The following is a 24,415-nucleotide window of genomic DNA, read 5'->3' on the forward strand; positions in this document are numbered from 1 at the left end:
CGCCGGTTTCACTAGGTACCTGGTGAAACCGACAGGGGCCCGTTCAGGTCAGGCGGGAGAGGATGAGCTCGCGCACCTTGGCGGCGTCGGCCTGGCCACGCATCTCCTTCATGACCGCGCCGATAAGGGCACCGGCGGCGGCGACCTTGCCGTCACGGATCTTGTCGGCGACGCCGGGGTTGGCCTCGATCGCGCGGTCGACCGCCTCGGTGAGGGCGCCGTCGTCGGAGACGATCGCCAGCCCGCGGCCGGCCACCACCTCGTCGGGCGTGCCCTCGCCGGCGAGCACACCGTCGAAGACCTGACGCGCGAGCTTGTCGTTGAGCGAGCCGTCGTCGACCAGCGCCTGGATGCGCGCCACGTCGGCCGGCGTGATCGCCAGCTCGGCCAGCTCCACCTCCGCCTCGTTGGCGCGACGGGCCAGCTCGGAGAGCCACCACTTGCGGGCCGCGGCCGGGGTGGCCCCGGCGTCGATGGTCGCGGCCACGAGGTCCATGGCCCCGGCGCCGGCGGTGTCGCGCATCTCCAGGTCGGAGAAGCCCCACTCCGCCTGCAGCCGACGGCGGCGCTCCACGGGCGGCTCGGGCAGGGTCGCCCGCAGCTCCTCGACCCACGCCCGCGACGGGGCGACCGGCGCGAGGTCGGGCTCGGGGAAGTAGCGGTAGTCCTCGGCGTCGGACTTCTCGCGTCCCGGCGAGGTGGACCCGGTGTCCTCGTGGAAGTGACGCGTCTCCTGCACGACCGAGCCACCCGCGTCGAGGATGCCGGCGTGCCGTGAGATCTCGTAGCGCGCCGCCCGCTCGACCGAGCGGAACGAGTTGACGTTCTTGGTCTCGCTGCGCGTGCCCAGCGTCGAGGACCCGGTGGGCTTGAGCGACAGGTTCACGTCGCAGCGCAGCGAGCCCTGGTCCATGCGGGCGTCGGAGACGCCGAGCGCCAGCACGAGGTCGCGCAGCTGCTGCACGTAGGCGCGCGCCACGAGCGGCGCCTTGTCGCCGGGCACCTCGATGGTCCGGGTGACGATCTCGATGAGCGGGATGCCGGCACGGTTGTAGTCGAGCAGCGAGTAGTCAGCGCCGTGGATGCGGCCGGTGGCGCCGCCCATGTGCGAGGACTTGCCGGTGTCCTCCTCCATGTGGGCCCGCTCGATCTCGATGCGGTAGGTCTCCCCCTCGACCTCGACGTCCATGAAGCCGTCGAACGCGATCGGCTCGTCGTACTGCGAGGTCTGGAAGTTCTTCGGCATGTCCGGGTAGAAGTAGTTCTTCCGCGCGAAGCGGCACCACTCCGCGATCTCGCAGTTCAGCGCCAAGCCGATGCGGATCGCCGACTCGACGGCCTTGCCGTTGACCACCGGCAGCGCGCCGGGCAGCCCGAGGCAGACCGGGCAGACGTTGGTGTTCGGCTCGCCGCCGAACACCGCCGGGCAACCGCAGAACATCTTCGTCGCGGTGTTGAGCTCGACGTGGACCTCGAGGCCCATCACCGGCGCGTAGCGCGACAGCGCCTCGTCGACGGGGACGAGCGTGCCGGTCACGTTTCCGGTCATCGGGACACCTCCGGGGGTGCGAGCGGGCCGCCCCACTGCTCGAGCAGGAGTCGCTCGAGCGCCGCGGCGGCGTTGTAGAGACGGTCGTCGGCCTGCAGCGGCGCCAGGAACTGGACGCCAACGGGCAGCCCGTCCTCGGCCAGCCCGGCCGGCAGGGACAGCCCGGGGACGCCGGCCAGGTTGGCCGGGATGGTGGCGACGTCCTGGAGGTACATCGCCAGCGGGTCGTCGAGCTTCTCCCCCAGCGGGAAGGCCGTGGTCGGCGCCGTGGGCGACATGAGGACGTCGACCTCGGCGAACGCCGCGTCGAAGTCGGCCGCCACCAGCGCCCGTACCTTCTGCGCCGAGCCGTAGTAGGCGTCGTAGTAGCCCGACGACAGCGCGTAGGTGCCGAGGATGATGCGGCGCTTGACCTCGTCGCCGAACCCGGCGTCGCGGCTGGCCGCCATCACCTGCTCGGCACTCGGGTCGTCCACGCCCTCGGGGAAGGAGCGCAGCCCGTAGCGCATCGCGTCGAAGCGGGCCAGGTTGGACGACACCTCGCTCGGCATCACCAGGTAGTACGTCGCCAGCGCCTGGGCGAAACTGGGGCACGACACCTCGGTGACGGTGGCGCCCGCCGCTGTCAGCAGCGCAACGGCCTCGTCGAAACGCTCCTGCACGCCGCTCTGGAAGCCCTCGCCGGACAGCTCGCGCACCACGCCGATGCGCAGGCCGGCCACGTCACCGCGACGGGCGGCCTCGACCACCGGCGGGACCGGCGCGTCGATCGAGGTCGAGTCGAGCGGGTCGTGCCCGCCCATCACCTGGTGCAGCAGCGCCGCGTCGAGGACGGTGCGGGTCACCGGACCGGCCTGGTCGAGGCTGCTGGCCATGGCGACGATGCCCTGGCGCGACACCCCGCCGTAGGTCGGCTTCACGCCGACGGTGCCGGTCAGGGCACCGGGCTGGCGGATGGAGCCGCCGGTGTCGGTGCCGACCGCCAGCGGCGCGAGCCGGGCCGAGACGGCCGCGGCCGAGCCGCCACCGGAGCCGCCGGGCGTGCGGTCGGTGTCCCACGGGTTGCGGGTAGGGCCGTACGCCGAGTGCTCGGTGGACGAGCCCATCGCGAACTCGTCGAGGTTGGTCTTGCCCAGGATCGGCATGCCGGCCTCACGCAGCCGGGTGACCACGGTGGCGTCGTACGGCGGCACCCAGCCGTCGAGGATGCGCGACCCGCAGGTCGTGGGCTGCCCGACGGTGCAGAGCAGGTCCTTGACGGCGACCGGGACGCCGGCCAGCGTGGCGAGCACCTCCCCGGCGGCGCGGCGCCGGTCGACGTCGGCCGCGGTGGCCAGGGCGCCGTCGGCGTCGACGTGGAGGTAGGCGTGGATCGCACCGTCGTGGGACGCGATCCGGTCGAGGAAGGCCTGCGTCACCTCCACCGAGGTGGTCTCGCCTGCGGCGAGGGCGGCGGCGATCTCCGCCCCGGAGAGGGCGGTCAGGTCAGCGGTGTTCGTCACGCTCACTCCTCGCCCAGGATCTTGGGCACCAGGAACCGGTCGCCCTCGCGGGCCGGGGCGCCGGAGAGCGCCTCCTCGGGGGTCAGGCTCGGGCGGACGACGTCCTCGCGGAAGACGTTGGTCAGCGGGGTCGGGTGGCTCATGGGCGTCACGTCGTCGCGGCCCTCCAGCGCCTGGGAGACGGTCGCGACCGACTCCAGGATCTGGGGCAGCTCGCGGCCGAGGCGGTCCAGCTCGTCCTCCGACAGCTGGATCCGGGCCAGGCCGGCGAGGTGCGCGACGTCGTCGCGGGAGATCTCGGGCATGCCCGCCATCCTAGGAGCGGCCGAGAGCGGTCCCGACCACGGGCTCCGGAGCGGACCGGGCACCTACCCTGAGGCCCATGAGCCGCTTCCACACCCTTCTCCTCGACGACGAGCGCGCCCAGCTCGAGGCCTGCCTCGACGACCAGCGCGCCGAGATCGCGCGACTTCTCGACGGACTCACCGAGGAGGAGGCGCGCCGGAGCCTGGTGCCGTCGCTCACCACGCTCCTCGGCCTGGTCAAGCACGCCACCTTCGTCGAGCAGGTGTGGTTCCCGGTCGCCCTCGGTGGGCGGACGCGCGCCGAGATCGGTGTCCCCGAGACCGTCGACGAGAGCTTCACCCTGACCGACGACGACACCGTGGCCTCCGTCGGTGAGCGCTACCGCCGGGTGTGCGAGGAGTCCCGCACGCTCGCTGCGGGCTTCGGGCTCGACGACCAGGCACGGCACAACCGCCGCGGACCCCTCACGCTGCGCTGGATCCACATCCACCTGATCCAGGAGCTCGCCCGGCACGCCGGGCACGGCGACATCCTGCGCGAGCAGGTCCTCGCCGCGCGCTGACCCGGCGTACGGCGTACGGCGTACGGCGTCGGGGGGCCTCAGTCCTCCGGCGGCACCTGGGCGACCTCACGCGCCGCGTCGGGACCCTGGTCGAGCAGCACCCGGAAGCCGTCCTCGTCGAGCACCGGCACCTTGAGGGACACGGCCTTGTCGTACTTCGAGCCCGGGGAGTCGCCGACCACGACGAAGGCGGTGTTCTTCGACACCGAGGAGGCGGCCTTGCCGCCACGGGCGAGGATCGCCTCCTTGGCCTCGTCCCGGCTGAAGCCGGGCAGCGAGCCGGTGACGACCACGGACAGACCCTCCAGCACCCGCGGGGTCGACTCGTCGCGCTCGTCGGCCATGCGGACGCCGGCCGCCGCCCAGGACTCGACGATGGCGACGTGCCACTCGACGCCGAACCACTCGATGACGGCCTCGGCGATGGTCGGCCCGACCCCGTCGGCCGCCGCCAGCTGCTCCTGGCTCGCCGCGCGCAGCGCGTCCACCGAGCCGAACTCCTGGGCCAGCGCCCGCGCCGCCGTGGGACCGACGTGGCGGATCGACAGCGCCACCAGCACCCGCCACAGCGGGACGTCCTTCGACGCCTCGAGGTTGGCCAGCAGCCGCGCCCCGTTGGCGCTGAGGACGGGGTGCTCGCCCTCCCCCTTCTTCGGGGCCCGGGTGAACAGCGGCGCCTTCAGGAGCTTGGTCTCGTCGAGGTCGAAGACGTCGCCCTCGTCGGCGATGACCCCGGCCTCCAGGAGAGCCGCGGCGGCCTCGCTGCCCAGGCCTTCGATGTCGAAGGCGCCACGCCCCGCGACGTGGAAGACCCGGTCGAGCATCTGGGCGGGGCAGTGCTGGTGGTTGGGGCAGCGCAGGTCCTTGTCGCCCTCCTTCTGCTGGGCCAGCGTGGTGCCGCAGGAGGGGCACTCGGTGGGCATGACCCACTCGGCCAGCCCCTCGGGTCGCAGCGGGAGCACGGGCCCGACGATCTCGGGGATGACGTCGCCGGCCTTGCGCAGCACGACGGTGTCGCCGGGGCGCACGTCCTTGCGGCGTACCTCGTGGGCGTTGTGCAGGGTGGCGCGCTCGACGGTCGAGCCCGCGACCTTGGTGGGCTCCATGACGCCGAAGGGGGTGACGCGCCCGGTGCGGCCGGTGTTGACCTCGATGGCGAGCAGCCGGGCGTTGACCTCCTCAGGCGGGTACTTGAACGCGATCGCCCACCGCGGCGCGCGACTCGTGGAGCCGAGCCGTCGCTGCAGCGCGACGTCGTCGACCTTGACCACCACGCCGTCGATCTCGTGCTCGACGTCGTGGCGGTGCTCGCCGTAGTGCTCGATGAACGCCCGCACCTCGTCGAGGCCCTCGACGACCTTCGCCCGGTCGCTGGCCGGGAGCCCCCAGGCCGCGAGGGCCCGGTAGGCCATGGACTGCGAGGTCGGCTCGAAGCCCCGACGCGCCCCGATGCCGTGGCAGACCATGCCGAGCGCCCGGGTGGCGGTGACGCGCGGGTCCTTCTGGCGCAGCGACCCGGCCGCCGCGTTGCGGGGGTTGGCGAACAGCGGCTTGCCGGCGTCGGCCATCGACTCGTTGAGCCGGGCGAAGGCCTCGGCGGGCAGGAAGACCTCGCCGCGCACCTCGACGAGGTCGGGCACGGGGAACTCCCCCGAGCCGGTGAGCCGGGTCGGGATGCCGTCGATGGTGCGCACGTTGGGCGTGACGTCCTCGCCGGTGCGGCCGTCGCCGCGCGTCAGCGCGCGCACCAGCCGCCCCTTCTCGTAAAGCAGGTTGATGGCGAGTCCGTCGACCTTGAGCTCGCAGAGGTACGCCGCGCCGCTCACGCCCTCGCGGGTCAGCCGCTGCTCCCACGCGGCCAGCTCCTCGAGCGAGAAGGCGTTGTCGAGGCTCATCATGCGCTCGAGGTGGTCCACCGGGGTGAACTCGGTCGACACCGCTCCCCCCACCGTCTGCGACGGAGAGTCGGGGGTGCGTAGCGCGGGGTGCTCCTCCTCGAGCGCCTCCAGCTGCTTCATCGTCGCGTCGAAGTCGGCGTCCGAGAGCGTGGGTGCGTCGAGCACGTAGTAGCGCCAGCGGGCGTCCTCGAGCTGCTCGGCCAGCGCGGCGTGGCGCTCGCGGGCCTCGGGCGGGACGTCGGCGTCGGCGGCGGTGTCGGGGACCGTGGCGGGGTCAGGAGCGTGAGCCATGCCTGCATCCTGCCCGGTCCCTCCGACAACGGGCGAGGGACCACCGGCGACCGCACGGCGCGCTGCCCCGCGCGGGGAGCGGACGTCACCGGTTGCGGCAGGACGGGCCCTGATCTAGCGTGGATGGAACGAGACCGTTCCGTTCCATCAGTGGCAGGAGGATGGATGCCGACCACGACCGCCGGCTCCGACACCGCGCGTCCCCGCGTGACCGGGGAGCGCGAGGCCGAGATCCTCGACGCCTGCGTCGGCGAGCTGCTGGAGAACGGCTACGACCGGCTGACCATGGACGCCGTCGCGAAGCGGGCCCGCGCCGGCAAGGCGACGCTGTACCGCCGCTGGCAGTCCAAGCAGAGCCTCGTCGTCGACGCCGTCATCCGCTCCAAGGCCATGAACGAGCAGGACGTGCCCGACACCGGAAGCCTGCGGGGCGACCTGCTCGCGCTCTGGTCGCGCGGGCGCCCGGGAGGACCGGGGGGCCCGGGGGGCCCGGGGGCCGACGGCAGCCGCGTCCTCGGCGTCGTGATCACCGCGATGCAGACCGACGAGGAGTTCGCCGCCGACTTCCGCGCCCGGTTCCTCGCCCCCAAGATCGCCACCACCACCGCGATCTACCGCCGTGCCCACGAGCGCGGGGAGCTGCGTCCCGACGCCGACCCGAGCCTCCTCGGTCCGGCGCTCGCCGGGATCCTGCTGCACCGCGCACTCGTGCTCGGCGAGCCCGTCACCCCGGCTGCGGTCGAGCGCGTCCTCGACCACATCGTCCTGCCGGCCGCCACCGGACACTTCCCGTCCCCGACGCCCCCCAGCGCCCTGACCCGCTCCACGACCCACCCCGTGACCACGCAGGAGACCCCGTGACCACCACCGACCCCGCCACCGGGCCCTCCGGGCCCGCCGGCGCCGAGCAGCCGCGCGCCACCAGCCACGGCGGCCTCGCCCTGGCCCTGATCTGCATCGCGCAGCTGATGGTCGTCCTCGACGCCACCATCACCAACATCGCGCTGCCCTACATCCAGGCCGACCTCGCCTTCTCGGCCAACGCCCTGCCGTGGATCATCACCACCTACGCGCTGGCCTTCGGCGGCTTCCTGCTGCTGGGCGGTCGCTGCGGCGACCTCTTCGGCCGACGCCGCGCCTTCGTCTTCGGCCTCGTGCTCTTCGCGGTGGCCTCCCTGGTCGGCGGATTCGCGGAGAACGAGGCCATGCTGCTCGGCTCCCGCGCCGCCCAGGGCCTGGGCGCGGCCTTCGCCTCGCCGAACGCGCTGGCGCTGATCACCACCACCTTCGAGCCCGGCCCGCGCCGCAGCCGCGCCTTCGCCGTCTACGCGATGATGTCCGGCCTCGGAGCGGCCGTCGGCCTGCTGCTCGGCGGCTGGCTGACCGGGATGGACCTCTCCGTCCTCGGCACGGACGTCAGCGGGTGGCGCCTGACCTTCTTCATCAACGTGCCGATCGGTGTGGCCGCGGCGCTCCTCGCCCCCGCGGTGCTCACCGAGAGCGACCGCCACGCCGGCCGACTCGACGTCCCCGGAGCGGTCACCGCGACCACCGGGCTGCTGTCGCTGGTCTACGGCATCACCCGCGCCGGCGACCAGGACCACGGCTGGGGCGACCCCTGGACGCTGGCCGCGATCGGCACCGGCGTCGCGCTCCTGGTCCTCTTCGCCCTCGTCGAGCGCGGGGTGTCCCAGCCGATGCTGCCGGGCCGCATCCTCGCCAGTCGCGACCGGCTCTCGGCGTACGCCGTGATGATGTTCGTGCCCGCCGCGATGTTCGCGATGTTCTTCTTCCTGACCCTCATCCTGCAGAACGTCATGGGCGAGAGCCCGATGACCACCGGCCTGATGTTCCTGCCGTTCAGCGTCACGATGATCATCGCCGCCACGCAGGTCTCACGCCTGGTGCAGCGCGTCGACCCGGGCAAGCTCGCCGGCACCGGCGCGGTCATCGCGGCGGTCGCGGTGTTCGGCATGAGCCGCCTGCCGTACGACGACCGCGTCACCTCGCTGGGCGTCGACATCGACTACTGGGTGGACGTCTTCCCGTTCGTGGTCCTCATGCCGATCGGCATGGCGCTGGTGTTCATCCCGATGACGATGAGCGTCGTCCACGGTGTCTCGCCGCGCGACTCGGGCATCGCCTCGGGCGTGCTCAACACCATGCAGCAGGTCGGCGGCGCGCTCGGGCTGGCGTTCCTGTCGACGATGGCCTTCAACGCCACCGCGGGCAAGACCGAGGAGATCTGCGGGGCGCTGGCCGCCCGGGGCGAGCAGTGCTCCCCCGGCGACCCCGCCCTGCTGGGCGTGACCTTCACCCACGGCGCCGAGGTCGGCTTCCTGGTCGCCTCCGGGATGCTGCTGCTGGCGGGCGTCATCGCCTTCACCTTCAACCGCATCCGCCACGAGGACCTCGCCTCGGGCCACACGGCCGCGCCGGCACCCGCCGCGCACTGAGTCGGGCGGCGCGTCAGGAGAGCTGGCGGGCAGCCTCGGCGCACAGCCGCAGGGCGGTGCGGGCCCACCGCGGGTCCGCACCGGCCAGGCCACAGGCCGGGGTGAGGACGAGCCGGTCGGTGGGCTCCAACCCGAGCATGTCGAGCAGCCGCTCGACCCGGCGCACGACGTCGCCGACGGTCGGCTCGGTCTCCGGTCGCGTCGAGGGCACCGCGCCGAGGAACGTCCAGCGGTCGGCCTCCAGGGCGGCGGCCACCTCGTCGTACGCCGCGGCGTCGAGGCGGTCGAGGTCGACCGACAGCCCGACCCGTCCGTCGCCGACCCGGCCCAGCAGGTCGAAGGGCACGTCGTCGGCGCAGCAGTGCACCAGCGTCTCGAGGCCGGCGTCGTGGGCGGCGCCGAGCACGTCGTCGAGCAGCGGCGCGGCGGCCGGGGCGTCGACGGTGCGGTGGCGGTGGAAGCCGGAGGCGGTGGGCACCTGGCCGGCCAGCACCGCGGGCAGCGCGGGCTCGTCGACCTGCAGCAGCAGGGTGGCACCGGGGACCCGTCGTTGCGTCGCCGCCAGGTGGTCGTCGAGGCCGGCGGCCAGCGACTGCGCCAGCTCGCGACGCAGGCCGTGGTCGGCCAGCACCCGGTCGCCGCGCGGGCGCTCGACCGTGGCAGCCAACGTCCAGGGGCCGGTGACCTGCAGCTTGAGCACGCCTGTGAACCCCTGGAGCCGCTCCTCGACGGTGTCGAGGTCCTGACCCAGCAGCGAGACGGCGCGGCGGTGGTCGATGCCGGGGGCGTCGGTGACGCGCCAGCCCGCGGGCTGGAGGTCGACCCCGAGCCCGTCGAGCAGCGCCAGCGTGCGCCCGACCATGCCGGCGGGAGCGCCGCGTCCGGGCACCTCGGGCACGTAGGTGAGACCGGCCGGGTCGGGCAGGTCGGCCAGCACCACCTCGACGGCGTCGTCGTACGCCCGCTGGTCCTCGCCGGGGTGGGAACCGACGCCGCTGGCGCGCGTCACGCCGGCGACACGGGCGCGTCGGCCCCGACCCGGGCCGTCGCGGTGATCGTGCAGGAGCCGACCACCCGGGTGCCCTGGTAGACCACGGCCGACTGGCCGGGTGCGATGCCCTGGGCCGGGTCGAGCAGGTCGATGACGACCTCGTCGCCGTCGACGCCCACGCGGGCGCGGTGCTCGGAGCCGTGCGCGCGCAGCTGCACCGTGCCCTCCAGCGTGCCGACCGGCGGCTGCCCGCACCAGCGTGCGGAGCGGCCGTGCACGCGGTCGACCGTCAGCGCCTCGCGCGGACCGACGGTGACGGTGCCGCTCACCGGCTCGATGTCCAGCACGAACCGGGGCCGGCCGTCCGGGGCCGGGGTGCCGAGCCGCAGACCACGCCGCTGACCGACGGTGAACGCGTAGGAGCCGGAGTGGGTCCCCACGACCTCGCCGGTGCCGTGGTCGACGAAGGTGCCCTCGCGGTGGCCGGCACGGTCGCCGACCTTCTCGCGCAGCCAGCCCGCGGTGTCGCCGTCGGCGATGAAGCAGATGTCGTGGCTGTCGGGCTTGTCGGCCACCAGCAGGCCGCGCCGCTCCGCCTCCGCGCGCACCTGGGGCTTCGGGGTGTCGCCCAGCGGGAACAGCGAGTGCCGCAGCTGATCCTGGGTCAGCACGCCCAGCACGTAGGACTGGTCCTTGCCGGCGTCCTCCGCCCGGTGCATCTCCACGGTGCCGTCGGCCGCCTCGACGACGCGGGCGTAGTGACCGGTCGCCACAGCGTCGAAGCCGAGCGCGCGGGCGCGGTCGAGCACGGCGGCGAACTTGATCTTCTCGTTGCAGCGCAGGCAGGGGTTCGGGGTGCGCCCGGCGAGGTACTCCTCCTCGAAGTCCTGCACCACGTCGGCGTGGAAGCGCTCGCTCAGGTCCCAGACGTAGAAGGGGATCCCGAGCACGTCGGCGGCCCGGCGGGCGTCGTTGGCGTCCTCGATCGTGCAGCAGCCACGGGCGCCGGCGCGGTGGCTGGCCGGGTTGCGCGACAGCGCCAGGTGGATGCCGGTGACCTCGTGGCCGGCCTCCACCGCACGGGCGGCCGCGACCGCGGAGTCGACGCCCCCCGACATGGCGGCGACCACCTTCAGCCGGGCGCTCACAGGCCCGCCACCCGGGCCCGCTCCACGGCGGGGACGAGGGCGTCGACGACCGCGTCGACGTCGGCGGCGGTGCTCGTGTGCCCCAGCGACAGCCGGAGCGAGCTGCGCGCCTCGGCCTCGTCGCGGCCCATCGCGAGCAGCACGTGGCTGGGCTGCGGCACCCCGGCGGAGCAGGCCGAGCCGGTCGAGACCTCGATGCCGCGGTGGTCGAGCAGCATGAGCAGGGAGTCGCCCTCGCAGCCGGGGAAGCTGAGGTGGGCGTTGCCCGGCAGCCGGTCGACCGGGTCGCCGTTCAGCCGCACGTCGGGCAGCGCGGCTCCCACGCGGCTGACCAGGTCGTCGCGCAGGCCGGCGACGCGCGCGGCGTGCTCGACCTGGCGCTTCACGGCCAGCTCGGTGGCGGTGGCGAAGGCCGCGATGGCGGGCACGTCGATGGTGCCGGAACGGACACTGCGCTCCTGGCCGCCCCCGTGCAGCAACGGCGTCGGCGACAGGTCGCGGCGCACGAGCAGCGCGCCCACGCCGTACGGCCCGCCGAGCTTGTGCGCGGTCAGGGTCAGCGCGTCGACGCCGCTGGCGGCGAAGTCCACCGGCACCGCGCCGACGGCCTGGACGGCGTCGGTGTGCACCGGTACGCCGTGCCGGGCCGCGAGCGCGACCACCTCGGCGACCGGTTGGAGGGTGCCGACCTCGTTGTTGGCCCACATGACGGTGACGAGAGCGACCGAGCCGGGGTCCTCGTCGAGGCGCGTCGCGAGCCCGTCGAGGTCCACGCGGCCCTGGCGGTCCACGTCGAGCCACACCACGCGGGTGCCGTCGTGCTCGCCGAGCCACCCCACCGGGTCGAGCACCGCGTGGTGCTCGGTGGCCGGGCAGAGCACGCGGTCGCGCGCCGGGTCCTCGCGGCGGCGCGTCCAGGTGATGCCCTTGACGGCCAGGTTGTCGGCCTCGGTCCCGCCGGAGGTGAACACGACCTCGCTGGGGCGCGCCCCCAGGGCGGCCGCGATCCGCTCCCGCGACTCCTCGACGACCTTGCGCGCCGCTCGCCCGGACCCGTGCAGGCTGTTGGCGTTGCCCGTGCGAGCCAGGAGATCGACCATCACCTCGACGGCCTCCGGCACCATGGGCGTGGTCGCCGCGTGGTCGAGGTAGACGTGCGGGGTGGTCTCGGTCATCGCCGGTCCAGGGTACGTCGTCGCCGGCGCCGTCCCCGTCGTGGTGGGGGCCGGTGGGACCGTGGCGAGGCGGGGCGGGGCCGCGCCCCCTGCGCACACCCACCGGGTCTCGACGGGCTCGACCACCGGCCACACGGCAACGAGCCGCCCCCCACGTCGTGGGGAGCGGCTCGTCCGGTGATCCGGGGGGATCAGCCCTTGCGCTTGTTGATGCCCTCCGTGGCGGCGGGCAGCACGGTGTGGAGGTCACCGACGACGCCGAAGTCGACCATCTCGAAGATGGGCGCCTCCTCGTCCTTGTTGACGGCGACGATCGTCTTCGAGGTCTGCATGCCGGCCCGGTGCTGGATGGCGCCGGAGATGCCGTTGGCGACGTACAGCTGCGGGGAGACGACCTTGCCGGTCTGGCCGATCTGGAAGGAGTGCGGGTACCAGCCGGAGTCGACGGCGGCGCGGGAGGCGCCGACGGCGGCACCGAGCGCGTCGGCCATGTCCTCGACCTCGGAGAAGTCGCCGCCGGTGCCGCGGCCGCCGGCCACGACGATGGCAGCGTCGGTCAGCTCGGGACGGCCCGAGGACTTCTTCGGCTCCACGCCGACGAGCTTGGCGCCCTTCGCGGCGTCGGGCAGCGTGAAGGACACCTCCTCGACGGTGCCGGCGCCGTCAGCGGCCTCCGGCGTGGCGGAGTTGGGCTTGACGCAGATGATCGGCGTGCCCTTGGTGACCTTGGCCTGCACGGTGAAGTTGCCGGCGAAGACCGACTGGGTGGTCACGCCGCCCTCGGCGACGTCGACAGCGTCGGTGATGAGGCCCGAGTCGGTCTTGACCGCCAGGCGGGCGGCGATCTCCTTGCCCTCCGCGGTGGAGGTGACCAGCACGGCGGCCGGCGAGGCCGATCCGACGAGCTGGGCCAGGACCTCGGCCTTGGGGGTGACCAGGTAGGGCCCGAGGGCCTTGGCCGGCACGGTGTAGATCTTCGCGGCGCCGTACTCCTTGAGGGCCGCGGAGACCTCGTCGGACAGGTCGCCGATGAAGACGGCTGACGGCTCGCCGAGCTTGCGCGCGATCGTCAGCATCTCGTGGGTGGTCTTGCGAACGCTTCCGCCGACGTGGTCGACGAGAACCAGAACCTCGCTCATGGTGATCTCTTCCTCGAAACTGGGGGGAGACGGGTCGGCGTGCCGACTCCGGTCAGATGAACTTCTTGGACGCCAGGAAGCCGACCAGCGCCTCGGCGCCGCTGCCGCCGTCGTCGGTGACGATCTCGCCGGCGGTCCGCGGGGGACGCTCCTCGGTGCCCTCGACGGTGGACCAGGCGGCCGACAGGCCGACCATCTCGGCGTCGACGCCGAGGTCGCTCAGCGACCAGGTCTCCACGGGCTTCTTCTTGGCCGCCATGATCCCCTTGAAGGACGGGTAGCGGGCCTCACCGGTCTGGTCGGTGACCGACAGCACGGCGGGCAGGGTGGCCTCGACCATGACGGTCGCGGCGTCGCCGTCGCGACGGATCTTGACCGTGTCGCCGTCCACCTCGAGCTCGGAGGCGAAGGTGGCACCGGGGTAGCCCAGCCGCTCGGAGAGCATCGCCGGGACGACGCCCATGACGCCGTCGGTCGACGCCATGCCGCACAGCACGATGTCGTGCTCGGTCTTCTTCACGGCCTCGGCCAGCACCAGCGAGGTGGCGAGGGAGTCGGAGCCGGCGATGGCGTCGTCGGAGACGTGGATGCCCTTGTCGGCACCCATCTGCAGCGCCTTGCGGACGGCGTCCGAGGCACCCTCGGGGCCGACCGTCAGCACGGTGACCTCGCTGTCGTCGGCGAGCTTCTCCTTGAGCTGCAGCGCCTGCTCGACGGCGTACTCGTCCAGCTCGGACAGCAGACCGTCGACGCCCACACGGTCCACCGTGTTGTCATCCTCGAACCGGCGCTCGCCGGTGGCATCGGGAACGTACTTCACACACACGACAATGTTCATATCCAGATACGGCCCGGGAGGGCCCCTCCTGTGCACTCGGTTGACTCGATGTTACCCGGCGGTCACATAGACCCGCACCCACACGGGTCCGTGGGGTCAGTCACAGGGTCCCGGGGCCGGGCGAACGCCGGGATCCCGTGTCGGGCTCAGGGGCGGACGAGGCGCTCGATGATCTTGCCCGCGACGATCCAGACCACGGCGCAGATGCCCCAGTTGACCAGGACCGTCTTGGTGACGTCGACGCCGCCCTTCTTGCCGCCCTCGCGGAACTCCTTGAGGGTGCCGAGGAAGTTCAGGTTGTCGGCGGTGTCGGTGATGAACTGCACGAAACCGTTCTGCCGGTTGAAGTCCAGCACGATCAGCAGCGCGCCGACGGCCAAGAAGGCTGCGGCGACCACGGCGACGATCCAGATGACGGTGGCAGCCACCGACCGGATCTTCGTCACGTCGGCCCCCGCGCCGAATCCCCCGCTCGAGGTCTTCTTGCGCTTGCCCCCGGACTTCTTGTCGGACGTGTCCTCGGACTTCTCCGACTTCTGCTCACTCATGGCAGTGGTCCCTCCCTCTCCTCGCGCAGGCTAGCCGACGGGTGGCTCAGGCGCCGGAGAACCGGGCCTTGCCCGGCCCGTTCTCGATGAAGGACTGCATGCCCGTGGTCCGGTCCTCGGTGGCGAAGAGCGCGGCGAACTGCTGGCGCTCGATCTCCAGCCCGGTCTCGAGGTCGACCTCGCCCCCACGGTCGATGGACTCCTTGGCCGCACGCAGGGCCAGGGCCGCGGCGCCGGAGAACTGCCGCGCCCAGGCCACCGCCTCGGCGTACACCGCCTCAGCGGGGACGACGCGGTCGACGAGACCGATGGCGAGCGCCTCGTCGGCCTTGACGAAGCGTCCGGTGAAGATCAGGTCCTTGGCGCGGCTCGGGCCGACCAGGCGGGTGAGCCGCTGGGTGCCGCCGGCGCCGGGGATGATGCCGAGCAGGATCTCGGGCTGGCCGAGCGTGGCGTCGTCGGCGGCGATGCGCACATCGGCGCACAGCGCGAGCTCGCAGCCGCCACCGAGGGCGTAACCGGTGACCGCGGCCACGACCGGCTTCGGGATGCGGGCGACCGCGGTCAACGAGGACTGCAGGCCGCCGGAGCGCGCGACCATGTCCTTGTACGACATCTCCGCCATCTCCTTGATGTCGGCGCCGGCGGCGAAGACCCGCTCCCCGCCGTACACGACGACGGCGCGGACGTCGTCGCGCTCGGTGGCCTCCTGCGCCGCGGCCCGGATCTCCTCCTGGACCTGCTGGTTCAGCGCGTTCATCTTGGGGCGGTCCAGTCGGATCGTGCCGACCCCGTCCTCGACCTCGAGCCTGACGAACTCCACCGGGCACCTCCACCGATCGCACAACGTCACGGGCCGGGCGGTCGCCCGGCCACCGCCCGCACCCTACTCACGCCTGCCACCCGCCCGGCCGCGTGGCCCGCGACCACCTGGGCACAATGGGGCCCGTGAGTTCCCCCTCCTGGCGCTGGAGCGCCCCCGGCGAGTTCGCGCCCGTGTGGCCCGGGAGCCCGCACCGGCTCGGCGCCACCTGGTCCCCCGAGTCCACGACCTTCGCCGTGCACGCCCCGGAGGCCGAGGCGCTGTGGGTGTGCCTGGTCGACGACGCCGGTCGCGAGACCCGCCACCAGCTCACCGAGCACACCCTCGGGGTGTGGCACGGCGCCATCCCGGGTGTCGTCCCGGGGCAGCGCTACGGCTACCGCGCCGACGGGCCCTGGGCGCCGGACGCGGGTCGCCGATTCAACCCGCAGAAGCTGCTGCTCGACCCCTACGCCCGCGCGGTCAGCGGCACGGTGACGGCCTCGGCCGGCTCCCCCGAGCTGCTGGCGCACGACCTCGCCGAGCCGTGGCGCCCGAGCGGGCTCGACTCCGCCGGCCACGTCCCCCTCGGCGTCGTGGTCGACGACGACTTCGACTGGCGCGGCGACCGCCCTCCGGCTGTCCGGTGGACCGACACCGTGCTCTACGAGCTTCACGTCAAGGGCTTCACCCAGCTCCACGACCGCGTGCCCGAGGCGCTGCGCGGCACGTACGCCGGCCTCGGCTCGGCGCCCGTCGTGGACTACCTCCGCGACCTCGGCATCACCGCGGTGGAGCTCCTCCCGGTCCACCACTTCCTCTCGGAGCGGCCGCTGGCCGAGCGCGGCCTGTCCAACTACTGGGGCTACAGCTCCATCGGGTTCTTCGCCCCCCACGCCGCCTACGCCGCCGGCGACCGCGGCCAGCAGGTGACCGAGTTCAAGGAGATGGTGCGCTCCTTCCACGCCGCCGGCATCGAGGTCGTCCTCGACGTCGTCTACAACCACACCGCCGAGGGCGGGGCCGACGGGCCGACGTACTCCTTCCGGGGGCTGGACGACTTCGGCACCTACAAGCGCGCGCACGCGACCAAGGACGCCTACTGGGACGTCACGGGCTGCGGCAACACCGTCGACACCTCGCACCGCGGCACGCTGCGGATGATCATGGACTCGCTGCGCTACTGGGTCACCGAGATGCACGTCGACGGCTTCCGCTTCGACCTCGCGCCGGCGCTGACGCGCACCGGCCACGACGTCGACATGCGCAGCGCCTTCCTCACCACGGTCGGCCAGGACCCGGTGCTGCGCCAGGTCAAGCTGATCGCCGAGCCGTGGGACGCCAGCATGGACGGCTACCAGGTCGGCAACTTCCCGCCGCCGTGGGGCGAGTGGAACGACAAGTACCGCGACACCATGCGCGACTTCTGGCGGGCCGACGCCGGCGGCATCCGGGAGGTCGCGTCACGGTTGGCCGGCTCCTCCGACCTGTACGCCGACGACGGCCGCTCGCCGTACGCCTCGGTGAACTTCGTGACCTGCCACGACGGCTTCACCCTTCGCGACCTGGTCTCCTACGACCGCAAGCACAACGAGGCCAACGGCGAGGGCAACCGCGACGGCTCCGACCACAACCGCTCCTGGAACCACGGGGTGGAGGGCGAGACCGACGACGTCGCGATCGTCGCGCTGCGACGGCGTCAGGCGATGAACATGATGGCGACGCTCTGCCTGTCGAGCGGCATCCCGATGCTCGCGGCGGGCGACGAGCGCGGGCGCACGCAGGGCGGCAACAACAACGCCTACTGCCAGGACAACGAGACCTCGTGGGTCGACTGGCGCGCCGACGACGCGTGGCTGGACCTCTACGAGCTGACCAAGCAGGCGCTGCGGCTGCGCCGCGAGCACCCGGCGCTGCGCCAGCGGCACCACTTCCGGGGGCGGCCGTCGATCGACGGCGGACCGAAGGACCTCGCGTGGATGCACCCCGAGGGCCGCGAGATGACCGACCAGGACTGGTACGACGGCGCGCTGCACGTCGTGGGCATGTTCGTCTCGGGCGACCCGTTGCGCGCGCCGGGGCCTCAGGGCGAGCAGATGCGCGACCGGTCGTTCCTGCTGTGGTGCAACGCCCAGAGCACCGACTGCACGATCCGGCTGCCCGAGAACGAGTGGGTCGCCCGCGGCGAGGTGGTGCTGAGCACCGACCCCGCCCACGCGGACGGCTCCGAGGTGCAGGCGGGCGACGAGATCACGCTCGCCGCCCGCTCGCTGCTGCTGCTGCGCCAGGCCTGAGCCCGGCGCGAGCCGGGCCCGGCTCGCCGGCCGTCAGGACGGTACGGCGACCAGGCCCATCTCGGCGATCGAGGCGAGGCGGTTGTTCCGCGGCACGACCCGGACGGTGTACCCGAAGGAGCCCGACGTGGCCAAGGTGACCGTGCCGTCGAACCGGTGGCGGTTGGCCTCGTAGGACTCGACCGCCTTCAGCGGGACCGTGCCGGCGACCGTCATCACGTCCTCGTCGCGGACCCGGCCGTGGACGACCTGCACCTCGACGTCGTCGGGGCTGAGCGATCCGAGCGAGACGAAGGCGTGCACGGTCATGGTCGCGCCGACCTCCGGCGAGTCGCCGACGCCCTCGGAGTCGACGTGCTCGACGGCGACGTCGCCCCAGCCTGCGCGGACGCGGGACTTCCAGGTGGCGAGGTCCTTCGCGCCGGCGTAGTCGTGGTTGAGCGTGCGCGACGACTCGGCGGCCGGGACGTAGAGCGTGTTGACGTAGTCGCTGACCATGCGGTCGGCGAGCACCTTGGGCCCGAGCGACTTGAGGGTGTGACGCACCATCTCCAGCCAGCGGCCCGGCGTGCCGTCCTCGTCGTGGTCGTAGAACCGCGGCGCGACCTCGCGCTCGATGAGGTCGTAGAGGGCCTCGGACTCGAGGTCGTCACGACGGTCGGGGTCCTCGACGCCGTCGGCCGACGGGATCGCCCAGCCGTTGTTGCCGTCGAACCACTCGTCCCACCAGCCGTCGAGGATCGACAGGTTGAGCCCGCCGTTCAGCGCCGCCTTCATGCCCGAGGTGCCGCAGGCCTCGTAGGGCCGCAGCGGGTTGTTCAGCCAGACGTCGCAGCCCGGGTAGAGCGGCAGCGCCATCTTGATGTCGTAGTTGGGCAGGAAGACGATGCGGTGGCGCACCTCGGGGTCGTCGGCGAACCGCACGATCTCCTGGATGAGCCGCTTGCCGCCCTCGTCGGCCGGGTGCGACTTGCCGGCGATGACCAGCTGGATCGGGCGCTCGGGGTGCAGCAGCAGCGACTTGAGGCGCGCGGGGTCGCGCAGCATCAGCGTCAGCCGCTTGTACGACGGCACGCGGCGGGCGAACCCGATCGTCAGCACGTCGGGGTCCAGCGCGGAGTCGATCCACTTCAGCTCGGCCGGCGCCGCGCCCCGGTGGGCCCACGAGTCACGCAGCCGCTTGCGGGCGTCGACGACGAGCCGCTCGCGCAGGTCGCGCTTGACGGCCCAGATCCTCGTGGAGGGCACCTCGTCGGCGACGTCGAAGACGCGGGACGGGCTGTCGGCGCCCGGGCCGGAGCCCGGCTCGACGCCGGCCTCGCGGGCGAGGTCGAAGACCTCTCGCGCGACCCAGGTCGGGGCGTGGACGCCGTTGGTGATGGAGATGATCGGTCGGTCGGGGGCGTCGAACGCGGGCCACAGGCCCCCGAACATGCCGCGGCTGACCTCACCGTGCAGCTGCGAGACGCCGTTGGCCCGCTGCGCCAGGCGCAGGCCCATGACCGCCATGTTGAAGACACCGGGGTCGCCGCCCTCGAAGTCCTCGGCCCCGAGGGCCAGGATGCGCTCGACCGGGACGCCCGGGCAGGCGTTGTCGCCGCCGAAGAACTGGGTGACCAGGTCGCGCGGGAAGCGGTCGATGCCGGCCGGGACCGGGGTGTGGGTGGTGAAGACGGTGCCGGCGCGGGAGACCTCGACGGCGGAGTCGAAGTCGAGTCCCTTGTCCTCGGTGAGCTCGCGGATCCGCTCGAGGCCGAGGAAGCCGGCGTGTCCCTCGTTGGTGTGGAAGACCTCGGGCTCGGCGAAGCCGGTCAGCCGGGCGTGCGTGCGGACGGCGCGGACGCCGCCGATGCCGAGCAGCATCTCCTGACGCAGCCGGTGCTCGGTGTTGCCGCCGTACAACCGGTCGGTGACGTCGCGCAGGACGCCGTGGTTCTCCTCGATGTCGGTGTCGAGCAGCAGCAGCGGGACGCGGCCGACGCTGGCGACCCAGATGCGGGCCACGGCCTCCTCGCCGCCGGGCATGCCGATGGTGATGCGGGCGGGCGTGCCGTCGGCCTCGCGCAGCAGCGACAGCGGCAGCTCGTCGGGGTCGAGGACCGGGTAGGTCTCCTCCTGCCAGCCGTCGCGGGAGAGCCACTGGCGGAAGTAGCCGTGGCGGTAGAGCAGCCCCACGCCGACGATCGGGACGCCGAGGTCGCTGGCGGACTTGAGGTGGTCGCCGGCGAGGATGCCGAGGCCGCCGCTGTACTGCGGCAGCACGGCGGTGATGCCGAACTCGGGCGAGAAGTAGGCGATGGCGGACGGGGCGCTCTCGTCGAGCCCCTGGAACCAGCGCGGGCCGGTGAGGTACTCCGCGAGGTCCGCACGGGCGGCCTCGAGCCGCGCCAGGAAGTCGGCGTCCTGGGCGAGACGCGCGAGCAGGTCGGCGGGGACCAGCCCGAGGAGCTTCACGGGGTCCTGACGGCTCTTCTCCCACAGGTCCGGGTCGATGGACTCGAAGAGGTCCTGGGTCGGCGGGTGCCAGGACCAGCGGAGGTTGCCGGCCAGCTCGCCGAGAGCGGTGAGGGCGGTGGGCAGGACGGGGCGGACGGTGAACCGTCGGATAGCGCGCACGGCAGGAAGGTACCGAATGGATCGTTCAAATCCAATCCGACTACCCATTTCCGTAACTGACAACACCCTGGGGCGTTCCGCAGGTTGAATGACCTTCGCCACTCCCGGTCGCCGACCCACGACGGCCCCTCTCCTCGGAAGGCACCACATGCCCCTCCGCCACCGCACGACCGGGCTCCTCGCCGCCGGCCTCGTGCTCTCCCTGGCCCAGCTCCCGACGTCACCGGCCACCGGCGCTCCCGGCGACCAGGTCGCCGTCGATCCCGACGACTTCCGCGGCCTGGGCGACACCCCGCTCGGCATGGAGGACCTCGACGAGCGCGGGGTCGCGCTGCCGAGCGCCGCCCAGCGCACGGCCGCCCGCGGCCTCGGCGCCGACGTCCGCTGGAACGACTTCGGCACCCCCTCCTCGATCCTGCCCCGCACCGGCAGCCTGGGTACGGCGTCGGGCGACCCGGCCGCCGCTGCCCGGTCGTGGCTGCGCCGCAACGCCACCGTGCTCGGCCTCAGCACCGGCGAGGTCGACGACCTCGAGCTGGTCAACGACCAGCGGATGGCGCAGAGCCCGGGCCACGCCGTGCTGTTCCGCCAGACCTTCGACGGGCCGGGCGGCGACCTGAGCCCCGCCCTCGGCAGCATGGTGACGGTCGGTGTGTCCGGCGACCGGATCCACTACGTCTCCTCATCGCTCACCAAGGGCGCCGACCCCGTCCCGGCGGCGTCGCTGTCGCCCCAGGAGGGCTGGGTGGCGGCCGCCGACTCCGTCGGCATCGACGTGTCCGTCGGCGAGCTGACGGCCTCGACCGAGCCGCGCGAGGGCTGGACCACCTTCGGAGTGCCCGGCCTCGCCGAGGACCAGCTCGCCCGCGTGCGCAGCCTGGCGATGGCCGACGGCACCGTCCGCCCCGTCGTCGAGGCCAACGTCGTCGACGTCGACAACGTGCAGGCCTACACCGTCATGGTCGACGCCGTCACCGGCGACCTCCTGCACCGCGAGCACCAGGTCGAGCAGTCCAACGAGTCCTCGGGCTTCCAGGGCGAGGTCACCGCGAGCGAGTGCGGCCCCCAGCACCCGTTCGACATCTCCGACGACACCACCCGCACCATCACCGCGACCGCGGCGGCGGTGGTGACCACCAACGACCTCGTCGTGAAGATCCTCGACCCGGCCGACCAGGTCCTGACGGCGGGCGACACGGGCACCAGCCCCGAGGTCGCGACGTACACCTCGCCGGACGGGCCGCTCGCGCAGGGCACCTACGCGGTGCAGATCTGCCCCTTCGACGACCCCACCGTCCCCTTCGTGGCGCCCGGCACCTACGCCGGCACCGTGAGCCTCTCCGAGACCGAGGGCGAGACCCCCTCGCTGCCCTACCCGCCGAAGTGGCGCTACTTCGACACGAACCCGACGCCGATCTTCACCCCCGAGCACACCCCGACCAACTCGGTCGTGGGCTGCTGGGTCGTCAACAACGACGGCGCCCGGGTGCCCGACTGCACCGAGCCGGTGGGCCAGCTCTACAACCTGGCCTCCCGCTTCCCCTGGGACGTCGACACGCGCTCCGGGCTCTCGACGCTGACCACCGAGGGCAACAACGCCCGCGACCGGGAGGCGTGGGGCTCCCCGCTGACCCCGGGCGGCTTCTTCCAGGCCCCGGTCTCCCCCACGCGTGAGTACACCGACGAGTTCACCGACGCCTGGAACAACAGCAAGTGCGACCCGGCGAACCTCGTGCCCGGCGGCAACGACATCTTCGCGTCGGTGACGAACCTGTTCGTCAACCACAACCGGATGCACGACTACTCGTACTTCCTCGGCTTCACCGAGAAGAACTACAACCTGCAGCAGAACAACTTCGGCAACAACGGCAACGGTGCCGCCGAGAACGACCCGGAGGTCGGCAACGTGCAGGCCGGCGCCCTCACCGGCGGCGCGCCGTCGTACCTCGGTCGCGACAACGCCAACCAGATCGCGCTGCAGGACGGCGTGCCCGGCATCACCAACCAGTACCTCTTCCAGCCGATCGCCGGGGCGTTCTACGCGCCGTGCACCGACGGCGGCCTGGACATGGGCATCGTCGGCCACGAGTACACCCACGCCATCTCCAACCGCATGGTCGGTGGCCCCGACGAGGGGCTGACCTCCGAGCAGGGCGGCGCCATGGGCGAGTCGTGGTCGGACCTGGTGGCCGGCGAGTTCCAGTTCGCCCACGGCTACAGCAACGGCGGCAACATCTGGGCCATCGGGCTCTACGCCACCGGCAACAAGAAGGTCGCCATCCGCGACTACGCCGTCAACGACAACCCGCTCACCTACGGCGAGTACGGCTTCGACACCACCGGTGACGAGGTCCACGCCGACGGCGAGATCTGGAACGCCACCAACTGGCGGGTGCGCCAGGCGCTGGTCAACAAGTACGACGCCCGGTTCCCCTACAACGACAAGGCGCTCCAGCTGCGCTGCTCGGAGAGCCGCAGCTACAAGGCGCCGGTCCGGGCGCAGGACTGCCCCGGCAACCGTCGCTGGATCGCGCTGATGTTCGACTCGTTCCTGCTCCAGCAGGGCGCGACGAGCATGCTCGACGCCCGTGACGCCATGCTCGCCGCGGACCGCATGCGCTTCGGCGGTGCCAACCAGAGCGTGATGTGGAAGGCCTTCGCCCGCAGCGGCATGGGCACCGGCGCGAGCACGCCCACGGCCGACTCCGGGGACGTCGAGCCCAGCTTCGCCGCCCCGTCGGGCAACACGACAGTGCGGTTCAAGCCGGTCCTGGCCGACGGCACCCCCGTCGCCGGCGAGGTCTACCTGGGCACCTACGAGGCCCGGGCCACGCCGCTGGCGGACACCCTGCCCGGCACCCCGCGCGGGGCCTCGGCACCGATGACGCCCGGCACCTACACGGGTCTGCTGCGCAGCGACGAGACGGGGCTGACCCGGTTCACCGCCACCATCGGCGGCGCGAGCCAGACGGTCCGGATCACGGCCGAGCCGAACCTGGCCGCGAAGGCGAAGGGCGCGTCGGTGATCTCCACCAGCGCCGGCAGCCTGAACCCCGACTCCCTCATCGACTCCACCGAGTCCACCAACTGGGCCGGGGTCAACGAGGGCGGCGAGAACGTCGACGAGAAGAACCCCTTCGTGACGGTCGACCTCGCCGGCGGTCTGCAGACGGTGCGGAGGCTGGGAGTCAGCGCCATGCTGCGCCCCGCCGACGACAGCGGCGGCGACGTCCCGCTCGCCCAGGACGTCGACGAGGACCCGGACTCCGGCTCGCGGTTCACCGCGCTGCGCCGGTTCGCGATCGAGGTCTGCACCACCGACTGCGCGGGCAGCGGCGCCTCGTGGCGTCGCGTGTTCACCAGCAGCCCGGACGCCTTCCCCGGCGACCGTCCGCGTCCCACGGCACCGAACCTGATCTTCCGCAGCTTCAAGATCGACGCGGTGCAGGCCCGGGCCGTGCGGCTGGTGGCGCTGGAGAACCAGTGCACCGGGTTCGCGGGCTACGCGGGCGAGCAGGACAACGACCCGCTCAACGACACCGACTGCAAGACCGCCTCGGACCGCGGTCAGTCGGTGCGGGCGGCCGAGCTGGAGGTGTTCACCCGCTGAGCGGTGAGCCCGCCGGTCGACGTACCGGCGGGCTCCCGATGGCGTGACGCGGGGGCTGCTCCCCGCACGAAACCGGCGCTTCCCGAGCGATGCTTCGCTCGGGAAGCGCCGGTTTCACTAGGTACCTGGTGAAACCGACAGGGGGTCAGCGCACCTTCGCGGCGACCAGCTTGCTCTGCAGCTTGGCCTCGGTGCCGACGTGGCCGGCCTCGCGGCGCAGGTCGCGCGCGGCGCGCTGGGCCCGCCAGGCGACGCCCGGCTTGCCCTCGGTGTCGACCGCGGCGAGGATCAGCCCGCCGAGCAGGGAGACGTTCTTGGCGAAGGCCAGGCGCTGGTTGTTCTTGGCCTCGGCGTCGGTCTCCTCCCAGAAGGCGTGACCGGCGATCGTGGTCGGCACCAGGCTGGCGGCGAGCACGGTCGCCGAGACGCGGGGGAAGCGGTCGGTGGCCAGCGCGGCCGACGCCACGAGCTGCACGCCGGCGTTGACCAGCACCAGGGTGTGGGGGTCGGAGGTGATCGGGACCTGCGGAGCGGTCTTCCTGACCGTCTTCACGATCGGGTCCGTCACCGGCTGGGCCTTCTCGGCGAGAGGCTTGGAGTTCTTGAGCGCCTCCACGGCGCCCAGGGCGAAGGTGGTGGCGAGCATGGGGCGGGCGAGGCGTCGGATCAGGGTCATGTCCTCGGTTCTAC

General features: G+C 72.7%; 18 protein-coding genes. 5 read left to right on the forward strand and 13 right to left on the reverse strand.

Annotated elements, in window-relative coordinates; all coding sequences use genetic code 11:
• Nucleotides 1-43: 43 nt before the first annotated feature.
• Genes gatB through gatC form a run of 3 tightly spaced genes read right to left on the reverse strand, consistent with a single transcriptional unit; the run spans nt 44 to nt 3,356 of the window.
• Nucleotides 44-1,549 carry an Asp-tRNA(Asn)/Glu-tRNA(Gln) amidotransferase subunit GatB gene (gatB, locus tag G7072_RS12525; protein ID WP_166086848.1) on the reverse strand — a complete coding sequence of 502 codons (1,506 nt, stop codon included), beginning with the start codon at nt 1,547-1,549 and terminating at the stop codon, nt 44-46.
• On the reverse strand, nt 1,546-3,051 hold the full coding sequence (gene gatA, locus G7072_RS12530; protein ID WP_166086850.1) for an Asp-tRNA(Asn)/Glu-tRNA(Gln) amidotransferase subunit GatA: 1,506 nt from the start codon (nt 3,049-3,051) through the stop codon (nt 1,546-1,548). Before gatA ends, gatB begins: the two co-directional genes overlap by 4 nt.
• A 2-nt stretch (nt 3,052-3,053) precedes the next feature.
• Nucleotides 3,054-3,356 carry an Asp-tRNA(Asn)/Glu-tRNA(Gln) amidotransferase subunit GatC gene (gene gatC, locus G7072_RS12535; RefSeq protein ID WP_166086852.1) on the reverse strand — a complete coding sequence of 101 codons (303 nt, stop codon included), beginning with the start codon at nt 3,354-3,356 and terminating at the stop codon, nt 3,054-3,056.
• Nucleotides 3,357-3,433: 77 nt separating this feature from the next.
• Here gatC and G7072_RS12540 point away from each other — a divergent pair, with 77 nt between their 5' ends.
• Nucleotides 3,434-3,919 carry a DinB family protein gene (locus G7072_RS12540; protein WP_166086854.1) on the forward strand — a complete coding sequence of 162 codons (486 nt, stop codon included), beginning with the start codon at nt 3,434-3,436 and terminating at the stop codon, nt 3,917-3,919.
• A gap of 38 nt (nt 3,920-3,957) precedes the next feature.
• Here G7072_RS12540 and ligA read toward each other — a convergent pair whose 3' ends face one another.
• Complete coding sequence (gene ligA, locus G7072_RS12545) at nt 3,958-6,108, reverse strand: NAD-dependent DNA ligase LigA (protein ID WP_166086855.1); 2,151 nt, start codon at nt 6,106-6,108, stop codon at nt 3,958-3,960.
• Between the two features lie 165 nt (nt 6,109-6,273).
• On the opposite strand from ligA, the gene G7072_RS12550 reads away from it, so the two are divergent.
• Both G7072_RS12550 and G7072_RS12555 read left to right on the forward strand, forming a co-directional pair.
• Nucleotides 6,274-6,969, forward strand: coding sequence for a TetR/AcrR family transcriptional regulator (locus G7072_RS12550; protein WP_166086857.1), 696 nt, complete (start codon nt 6,274-6,276; stop codon nt 6,967-6,969).
• Nucleotides 6,966-8,564, forward strand: coding sequence for an MFS transporter (locus tag G7072_RS12555; RefSeq protein WP_240916922.1), 1,599 nt, complete (start codon nt 6,966-6,968; stop codon nt 8,562-8,564). Before G7072_RS12550 ends, G7072_RS12555 begins: the two co-directional genes overlap by 4 nt.
• A gap of 13 nt (nt 8,565-8,577) precedes the next feature.
• Here the strand turns inward: G7072_RS12555 and G7072_RS12560 are convergent, their stop codons facing one another.
• The 7 genes from G7072_RS12560 to G7072_RS12590 form a co-directional block, all read right to left on the reverse strand.
• Complete coding sequence (locus tag G7072_RS12560) at nt 8,578-9,573, reverse strand: methionine synthase (protein ID WP_166086859.1); 996 nt, start codon at nt 9,571-9,573, stop codon at nt 8,578-8,580.
• On the reverse strand, nt 9,570-10,691 hold the full coding sequence (gene mnmA / locus G7072_RS12565; RefSeq protein WP_240917287.1) for a tRNA 2-thiouridine(34) synthase MnmA: 1,122 nt from the start codon (nt 10,689-10,691) through the stop codon (nt 9,570-9,572). The genes G7072_RS12560 and mnmA overlap by 4 nt, the downstream gene beginning before the upstream one ends.
• Nucleotides 10,692-10,699: 8 nt before the next feature.
• Complete coding sequence (locus tag G7072_RS12570; protein WP_166086861.1) at nt 10,700-11,878, reverse strand: cysteine desulfurase family protein; 1,179 nt, start codon at nt 11,876-11,878, stop codon at nt 10,700-10,702.
• A gap of 191 nt (nt 11,879-12,069) precedes the next feature.
• A complete protein-coding gene (locus G7072_RS12575; RefSeq protein WP_166086863.1) occupies nt 12,070-13,017 on the reverse strand; it encodes an electron transfer flavoprotein subunit alpha/FixB family protein in 948 nt (315 codons plus the stop codon).
• 52 nt (nt 13,018-13,069) lie between these two features.
• Nucleotides 13,070-13,855 carry an electron transfer flavoprotein subunit beta/FixA family protein gene (locus G7072_RS12580; protein WP_166086865.1) on the reverse strand — a complete coding sequence of 262 codons (786 nt, stop codon included), beginning with the start codon at nt 13,853-13,855 and terminating at the stop codon, nt 13,070-13,072.
• A 146-nt stretch (nt 13,856-14,001) separates the two neighbouring features.
• Nucleotides 14,002-14,403 carry a hypothetical protein gene (locus G7072_RS12585; RefSeq protein ID WP_166086867.1) on the reverse strand — a complete coding sequence of 134 codons (402 nt, stop codon included), beginning with the start codon at nt 14,401-14,403 and terminating at the stop codon, nt 14,002-14,004.
• A gap of 46 nt (nt 14,404-14,449) precedes the next feature.
• Nucleotides 14,450-15,226, reverse strand: a complete 777-nt coding sequence (locus G7072_RS12590; protein WP_240916926.1) for an enoyl-CoA hydratase-related protein — start codon at nt 15,224-15,226, stop codon at nt 14,450-14,452.
• 125 nt (nt 15,227-15,351) lie between these two features.
• On the opposite strand from G7072_RS12590, the gene glgX reads away from it, so the two are divergent.
• Nucleotides 15,352-17,499: a glycogen debranching protein GlgX gene (gene glgX, locus G7072_RS12595; RefSeq protein WP_240916928.1), complete on the forward strand. Its 2,148-nt coding sequence runs from the start codon at nt 15,352-15,354 to the stop codon at nt 17,497-17,499.
• 33 nt (nt 17,500-17,532) lie between these two features.
• On the opposite strand, the gene glgP is transcribed toward glgX, so the two are convergent.
• Nucleotides 17,533-20,115: an alpha-glucan family phosphorylase gene (glgP, locus tag G7072_RS12600; RefSeq protein ID WP_166086871.1), complete on the reverse strand. Its 2,583-nt coding sequence runs from the start codon at nt 20,113-20,115 to the stop codon at nt 17,533-17,535.
• Between the two features lie 148 nt (nt 20,116-20,263).
• On the opposite strand from glgP, the gene G7072_RS12605 reads away from it, so the two are divergent.
• Nucleotides 20,264-23,725, forward strand: a complete 3,462-nt coding sequence (locus G7072_RS12605; RefSeq protein ID WP_166086873.1) for a M36 family metallopeptidase — start codon at nt 20,264-20,266, stop codon at nt 23,723-23,725.
• 145 nt (nt 23,726-23,870) lie between these two features.
• Here G7072_RS12605 and G7072_RS12610 read toward each other — a convergent pair whose 3' ends face one another.
• A complete protein-coding gene (locus G7072_RS12610; RefSeq protein WP_166086875.1) occupies nt 23,871-24,401 on the reverse strand; it encodes a DoxX family protein in 531 nt (176 codons plus the stop codon).
• Nucleotides 24,402-24,415 lie beyond the last annotated feature (14 nt).

It is taken from the genome of Nocardioides sp. HDW12B (assembly GCF_011299595.1).
Lineage (GTDB): Bacteria > Actinomycetota > Actinomycetes > Propionibacteriales > Nocardioidaceae > Marmoricola_A.

What these genes read in the sequence shown, in the direction of transcription:
- gatB (WP_166086848.1), bottom strand. Translation starts at nt 1,549, where the DNA reads ATGACCGGAAACGTGACCGGCACGCTCGTCCCCGTCGACGAGGCGCTG.
- gatC (WP_166086852.1), bottom strand. Translation starts at nt 3,356, where the DNA reads ATGCCCGAGATCTCCCGCGACGACGTCGCGCACCTCGCCGGCCTGGCC.
- G7072_RS12540 (WP_166086854.1), top strand. Translation starts at nt 3,434, where the DNA reads ATGAGCCGCTTCCACACCCTTCTCCTCGACGACGAGCGCGCCCAGCTC.
- ligA (WP_166086855.1), bottom strand. Translation starts at nt 6,108, where the DNA reads ATGGCTCACGCTCCTGACCCCGCCACGGTCCCCGACACCGCCGCCGAC.
- G7072_RS12550 (WP_166086857.1), top strand. Translation starts at nt 6,274, where the DNA reads ATGCCGACCACGACCGCCGGCTCCGACACCGCGCGTCCCCGCGTGACC.
- G7072_RS12570 (WP_166086861.1), bottom strand. Translation starts at nt 11,878, where the DNA reads ATGACCGAGACCACCCCGCACGTCTACCTCGACCACGCGGCGACCACG.
- G7072_RS12575 (WP_166086863.1), bottom strand. Translation starts at nt 13,017, where the DNA reads ATGAGCGAGGTTCTGGTTCTCGTCGACCACGTCGGCGGAAGCGTTCGC.
- G7072_RS12580 (WP_166086865.1), bottom strand. Translation starts at nt 13,855, where the DNA reads ATGAACATTGTCGTGTGTGTGAAGTACGTTCCCGATGCCACCGGCGAG.
- G7072_RS12585 (WP_166086867.1), bottom strand. Translation starts at nt 14,403, where the DNA reads ATGAGTGAGCAGAAGTCGGAGAAGTCCGAGGACACGTCCGACAAGAAG.
- G7072_RS12605 (WP_166086873.1), top strand. Translation starts at nt 20,264, where the DNA reads ATGCCCCTCCGCCACCGCACGACCGGGCTCCTCGCCGCCGGCCTCGTG.
- G7072_RS12610 (WP_166086875.1), bottom strand. Translation starts at nt 24,401, where the DNA reads ATGACCCTGATCCGACGCCTCGCCCGCCCCATGCTCGCCACCACCTTC.